This window comes from Streptomyces sp. NPDC086077, from assembly GCF_040686175.1.
Lineage (GTDB): Bacteria > Actinomycetota > Actinomycetes > Streptomycetales > Streptomycetaceae > Streptomyces.
This window is the reverse complement of sequence record NZ_JBFBJT010000260.1, coordinates 1-5,636: the sequence shown is the minus strand read 5'-3', so window position 1 is coordinate 5,636 and position 5,636 is coordinate 1. Positions and strand designations below refer to the sequence as shown.

General features: G+C 73.4%; 6 protein-coding genes and 1 pseudogene. 1 reads left to right on the top strand and 6 read right to left on the bottom strand.

Features of this window, described 5'->3' with window-relative positions; all coding sequences use genetic code 11:
• Positions 1–46 precede the first annotated feature (46 nt).
• The 3 genes from AB0O67_RS36350 to AB0O67_RS36340 are packed head-to-tail and all read right to left on the bottom strand — an operon-like array spanning position 47 to position 2,315.
• A complete protein-coding gene (locus AB0O67_RS36350; protein WP_365460070.1) occupies positions 47–856 on the bottom strand; it encodes an ABC transporter substrate-binding protein in 810 nt (269 codons plus the stop codon).
• Positions 814–1,683: a metal ABC transporter permease gene (locus AB0O67_RS36345; RefSeq protein ID WP_365460067.1), complete on the bottom strand. Its 870-nt coding sequence runs from the start codon at positions 1,681–1,683 to the stop codon at positions 814–816. The genes AB0O67_RS36350 and AB0O67_RS36345 overlap by 43 nt, the downstream gene beginning before the upstream one ends.
• Positions 1,680–2,315: an ATP-binding cassette domain-containing protein gene (locus tag AB0O67_RS36340; RefSeq protein ID WP_365460064.1), complete on the bottom strand. Its 636-nt coding sequence runs from the start codon at positions 2,313–2,315 to the stop codon at positions 1,680–1,682. The genes AB0O67_RS36345 and AB0O67_RS36340 overlap by 4 nt, the downstream gene beginning before the upstream one ends.
• Positions 2,316–2,386: 71 nt before the next feature.
• Between AB0O67_RS36340 and AB0O67_RS36335 the strand changes: the two are divergent.
• A pseudogene (locus tag AB0O67_RS36335) lies at positions 2,387–2,536 on the top strand (5-methyltetrahydropteroyltriglutamate--homocysteine methyltransferase); the annotation flags it as partial.
• Here the strand turns inward: AB0O67_RS36335 and AB0O67_RS36330 are convergent.
• The 3 genes from AB0O67_RS36330 to AB0O67_RS36320 are packed head-to-tail and all read right to left on the bottom strand — an operon-like array spanning position 2,526 to position 5,475.
• The gene (locus AB0O67_RS36330) at positions 2,526–3,362 is read right to left on the bottom strand and encodes an ABC transporter ATP-binding protein (protein ID WP_365460061.1); all 837 of its coding nucleotides are present in this window, start codon (positions 3,360–3,362) and stop codon (positions 2,526–2,528) included. The pseudogene AB0O67_RS36335 and the gene AB0O67_RS36330 overlap by 11 nt on opposite strands.
• Positions 3,359–4,423, bottom strand: a complete 1,065-nt coding sequence (locus tag AB0O67_RS36325; RefSeq protein ID WP_365460073.1) for an iron ABC transporter permease — start codon at positions 4,421–4,423, stop codon at positions 3,359–3,361. Before AB0O67_RS36325 ends, AB0O67_RS36330 begins: the two co-directional genes overlap by 4 nt.
• Positions 4,424–4,482: 59 nt before the next feature.
• Positions 4,483–5,475, bottom strand: coding sequence for an ABC transporter substrate-binding protein (locus AB0O67_RS36320; protein WP_365460058.1), 993 nt, complete (start codon positions 5,473–5,475; stop codon positions 4,483–4,485).
• Between the last annotated feature and the right edge of the window lie 161 nt (positions 5,476–5,636).

Here is a 5,636-nt window from a genome sequence, read left to right as displayed (position 1 = left end):
GGCCGCCCGGCGCGGGCGGCCCCCTCGGCGCCTGGTGCGACCGCCTCTACGACGCGGCCATCGCCGTCTCCAGGGTCTTCGCCGCGTCCCGGTAGACGGCCAGCAGATCCAGGTCGGTCCCCGGGTAGTTGACGATCTCGACCTGTTCGGCGCCCGAGTCGGGCAGGACCGTGCCGGTCGTCATGTGCGCGTTGTCCACGACCAGCCGGGGCTTCTTCTTCGACAGGCCGGACAGCTGCCGCGCCGTCACGGCCTCGGGCCCGAAGGAGCCGGCGACGTCCGCGCCCGCCATCTTCGCCGCCCAGGTCACGAACACCTGGGCGACGACGGTGGGCTGCTTCCCGTCCGGCCACTTGCCCTTCAAACCCTTCTGCAGCGTGGCGTACTCGGAGTCGAAGGCAGTGGTCCAGCGCTCCGCGGCGTCCCCGGTGCCGAACAGCTTGCCCAGACGGGCGACTTCCGCCTTCGCCTTGTCGGCGTCGTTGTCGAGGTTCACCTCGACCAGCTCGGCGTCGGAGCCGGCCGCTTCCTTGATCTTCGCGGCGTACGGCTCGAAGGGCGCGTAGAGCACGTAGTCGGCGCCGGCCACCGCCGCGAGGTCGGACGGCCGGGGGTCGTAGTCGGGGGCGTGCTGCACCGACTGCGGGACGATGACCTCGACGTCCTTGGCGCCGGCGGCCTTGGCGAGGGCGCCCTCCCACGTGGTGGTGGCGACGACGACCGGTGCGGAGCCCTCGCCGCCGGTCGACGAGGACGTGGACTCGCTCCCGCCCCCGCAGCCGGTTGTGGTCAGCGCGAGCCCCGCGGTGAGGGTCAGTGCGAGGAGGGAAGTGCTGGGGACGCGGGTGCGCGCCATGAGCTGATTCTCCGTTCGGGTACGAGGTGGACGGCGAGGACGACCACGCCGGCGGTGAGGACGAGGACCGGCCCGGGCGGCCAGTCGAAGCGGAGCGCGACGAGGAACCCGGTGAGGTTCACGGCGACTCCGATGCCGACCGCCCAGACGGTGATGGACGTCAGGGACGTGCCCAGGCGGCGGGCGGCGAGCGCGGGCAGCAGCGTGAGCGCGTCGACGAGCAGCGCACCGGTGAGCTTGATGGCGCCGGCGACGGCCACCGCCACCAGGACGAGCAGCACCAGCGTGAGCCGCTCGACCCGTACGCCCGAGGACAGGGCGAGTTCACGGTCGAACAGCAGCAGGGCGAGGTCGCGGCGCCGCCACCAGAACAGGGCCGGGAGGGCGAGCGCCAGGGAGCCGATCACCCACAGGTCCGCGGTGCCCACCGACAGGATCGACCCCCACAGCAGGGCGAACGCGCCGGCCGCGTTGACCCCGGACACCGCGAGCACGAGCAGCGCGGCCGCGATGGCCAGGCTCATGAGCAGGCCCATCGCCCCGGACAGCCCGTCCGGGGTACGGGCCAGCGGCGCGACACCGGCGCCCGCGAGGGCACAGGCGAGCAGCGCGCACAGCATCGGGTCGAGGCCGGTCAGCAGGCCGACCGCGATGCCGAGCAGCGCCACGTGCATCATCGCGAACCGCACCGGCATGATGTCGAGACCGACGATCACGACGCCGATGACGGGCAGGCCCACGGCGGCCAGCAGCAGGGCGAATGCCGCGCGCTGGACCGGGACGAGTTGCAGCAACTGGCCGACGTCGGCGGCGGCCTGGGTGTTCACCGCACCTCCCGCAGACGGCCGGCGGCCATTTCGAGTACCTGGTCACAGCGGTCGGCCAGTGCCCGGTCGTGGGTGACGACGACGACGGTCACGGGCAGGGACAGCAGGACGTCGGCGGCCTCCTCCTGCCCGGCGAAGTCGAGCGCGGCGGTGGGTTCGTCGGCCAGCAGCACCCCGGCGCCCGCCGCCACACAGCCGACCGCCCGCGCCAGGTACATCCGCTGCAACTGGCCGCCGGACAGGGTGTGCAACGGCCGGCCGACGAGCTGCCCGACGCCCAGCTTGGCCGCCGCCTCGACCGCCTCGGCCTGCGCGCCGCCGCTGGCCAGCAACTCCCCTGCCTGCAGCGGGAAGCGGCCGACCGCCGGCTTCTGGGGTATCCAGGCGCACGCCCGGCGCCGCCACGCCCACTCGGCCGCGCTGCGGGTGTCCCGGCCGCCCACCAGGATGCGGCCGCCCGCGCGGCGGTGCAGACCGAGCACGGCCCGCAGCAACGTGGTCTTGCCCGAGCCGTTGGTACCGGTCAACGCCACCCGCCGGCCGGCCGCGACGTCGAGGTCCACGCCCCGTACGGCCTCCACACGGCCGTGCCGGCAGGCGACCTCGCGCATCACGACGTCCAGTCCTTCCATGCCACCTCCTCGCTCCTCCACAGCAGTCGGAACGAGGCGGCGGCTGGTTCCCGGGCGTCGGCGCCCGCGTGGCCGCCCGCTCCCCCATGCAGATCGCGCGGGAACTGGCCGCGCACGGCTGCCCGCGCGAGGCGGGGCCCGGTGTCTACGACATCCACTCCCCGCGCGTCCCGGGCGCCGGGGAAGCCCCCGGACTGCTGTGTACCGGGCTCAAGACGGTCCGGACGCACCGGTGCCGGGCAGCAGGGTGATGTGCGGGACGCCGGTGCGGGGGTGCTCGGTCACCTCGGCGTCGACGCGGTAGACGCCGGAGAGGAGTTCGGGCGTGAGAACCTCTCGGGGCGGCCCGGCGGTCACCAGCCGGCCGCCGTCCATGACGCAGATGCGGTCGCAGAACGCGGCGGCCAGATTGAGGTCGTGCAGGGCGACGACGGCGGTCACACCGAGCCGGCGGACCAGGCGCAGCGTGTCCAACTGGTGGCGCAGGTCCAGGTGGTTGGTCGGCTCGTCCAGCACCATCGTCCCGGCCCGCTGGGCGAGAGCGCGGGCGATCAGCACCCGCTGCTTCTCGCCGCCGGACAGCCGGCTGAAAGGGGCCTGCGCGAGGCCCGCGGCGTCGAGTTCGGCCAGCGCGGCCATGACGACGGCCCGGTCGCCGGCGTCGTCCCCCTCGAAGGCCCGCTTGTGCGGGGTGCGACCCATGGCCACCACGTCGTACACCGAGAGCTCGAACTCCCCCGCCGACTCCTGCAGGACGGCCGCCAGACGCCGCGCCAGGCTCTTGCCCGGCATCCGCCGGACATCCTCGCCGTCGAGCAGCACCCGCCCCGAGGTGGGGCGCAGGGCTCGGTAGACCGTGCGCAGCAGAGTCGACTTCCCGGCCCCGTTGGGTCCCACGAGCCCCACCACCTCGCCGGGCGCCACGTCCAGTGACGCCCGGTCCACCAATGCCCGGCCGTCGACGACGACCGAGACGTCCCGCACGGCCAGCGCGCCGGGCGCCGCGCGGGCCGGGGTGGCGCCCTTCGCCGTGGCTGTCTCCGTCATGCCGTCCTCCGTCGCATCAGCCAGAGGAAGAAGGGGCCGCCGACCAGGGCGGTGAGGATGCCCACGGGAATCTCCTCCGGGCTCATCACGGTGCGGGCCGCGAGATCGGCGGCGATCAGGAAGGCCGCGCCGAGCAGTGCCGCGGCGGGCAGCGCGCGACGGTGGTCGGCGCCGACGAGCAGCCGTACGACGTGGGGCATGATCAGGCCGACGAAGCCGATCTGGCCGCTGACGGCGACGATCGCGCCGATCATGACGGCGACCAGGGTGAACAGCGCGGCGCGGAAGCGGTGGACGTCCAGGCCGAGCGCCACGGCCGCCTCCTCCCCGGCGAGCAGCAGGTTGAGGGACCGGCAGACGCCGAGCAGCACGGCCGTGCCGAGGAGGACGGCGCCGACGGGGATCCACACCACCGTCCAGGTGGTGCCGGCGAGTCCGCCGAGCATCCAGCGCAGCGCCGACTGCGTCGTGTGCGGGTCGTTGGAGGTGACCACGAGGAAACTGGCGAGCGCGGAGAGAACCTCGGCCGTCGCCACGCCAGCCAGCACCAGCCGCACGGTCGTCATCCGCCCGCCGGACCGGGCCAGGAAGTAGACGGCCACCAGGGCGGCGAGAGCGCCGAGGAACGCCACGATCGGCAGCGAGAACACGCCGAACAGGGTGAGGTTGAAGACGACGACCAGCACCGCGCCGACCGAGGCGCCCGACGAGACGCCGAGCAGCATCGGGTCCGCGAGGGGGTTGCGCACCAGCGCCTGGAGAGCCATGCCGCACACCGCGAGGCCCGCCCCCACGACGCCGGCCAGCAGGACCCGGGGCAGCCGTACGTCGAGGACGATCGTCTCGCGGACCGGGGTCCAGGTGGGGTCGGCCAGCGCCGGATGCACCCGGTGCAGCAGGATGCCCCACACCTGGTCGGCCGGCAGGCCGATGGATCCGGCGGCGATCCCGAAGGTGGCCGCCAGGGCCACCAGCCCGCCCAGCAGCAGGAGTACGAGCGGGTAGGGCGGCCGGGTGCGACGCCGGACGGTGTCCGCCTGCTCCGCCTCCCGGCCGCTCACGTCGCTCGTGTCGCGCTTGCCGCTCTCGCCGGTCACGCTCGTGGCACCGGTCGGGCCGCTCACTGGAAGCGGTCCGGGTGGAGCTGGCGGGCCAGGGAGTCCACGCCGGCGGGCACCCGGACGCCGAGCACCGTGGAGGACAGCGGCAGCACCGCGAACCGCTTGTTCCTGATGGCGGGTACGTCCTTGAGCGCGGGGTTGGACAGCAGGAACTTCTTCTTGTCCGCGACCGGCTGGTCACCGTAGTCGTAGATGACGACGACCTCGGGCGCCCGCTCGGCGACCTGCTCGAACGACACGTCCCCGAACGCCTTGTCCAGGTCGGCGAAGAGGTTCACCCCGCCCGCCCGCTCGATCATCTCGTTGCCGATGCCGGCGCCGCCCGCGGTGAAGGCGGTCTTGTCGCCGCTGTCGTAGACGAAGAGCTCGACCGGGGTGACTCCGGCGAGCTTGTCCTCGACCGTGGCCAGGGTGGCGTGGAGCTTCTTCAGCTCCGCTTCGGCCCGGTCCGGCACCCCGAAGATCTTGGCCACGTTGCGGATCTCCTGCTCCATCGTGGCCATCGTCACGGGCCCGGACGGGCATTCCTCGACGTTCAGGTAGGAGTTGATGCCCGCCTTGGACAGGGCGTCGCGGCCACGGCCCTCCTTCTCGTCGAAGGTGCTGGCGAACCCGCCGTAGGCGAAGTCGGGTTCGGCGGCCAGCAGCGTCTCGAACGACGGGTACTCCTCCGCGACGACCTCGACCCCGTCGTAGGCGTCCTGGTACTCGGGGAGGATCTTGTCGTCGAGGTAGGCCGTGCCCACCATCGACTTCTCCAGACCGAGCGCCAGCATGACCTCGGTGGCGTGCTGGTTCAGCGACACGGCCCGCCGCGGGGGCCGCAGATAGGTGGTCTTCACACCGCAGTTGGACAGCGTGACCGGGAAGCCCTCGGCGGCGGGGCCCGCCTGGGCGGCGTCGTCCCGGGTGGAGCTGCCACCGCAGCCGGACAACAGCGCGGCCGTGGCGGCCACGGCCGACAGCAGGGGCAGTGGGCGCTTGCCCATCATGAGGGTGGTCCTCTCACCGGAGGGGGAACGGGAACAGCGCGGACGGGGTCTACCCAGGAAGTGGCCGGATCCGGCAGGCGGGCGACCGCGAGCGGCCGGGCCGGTCGTTCGGCGGGCGCCGGCGGTCAGGCCGCCGGGCCGGGAGCCGGTGTCACCGGCGC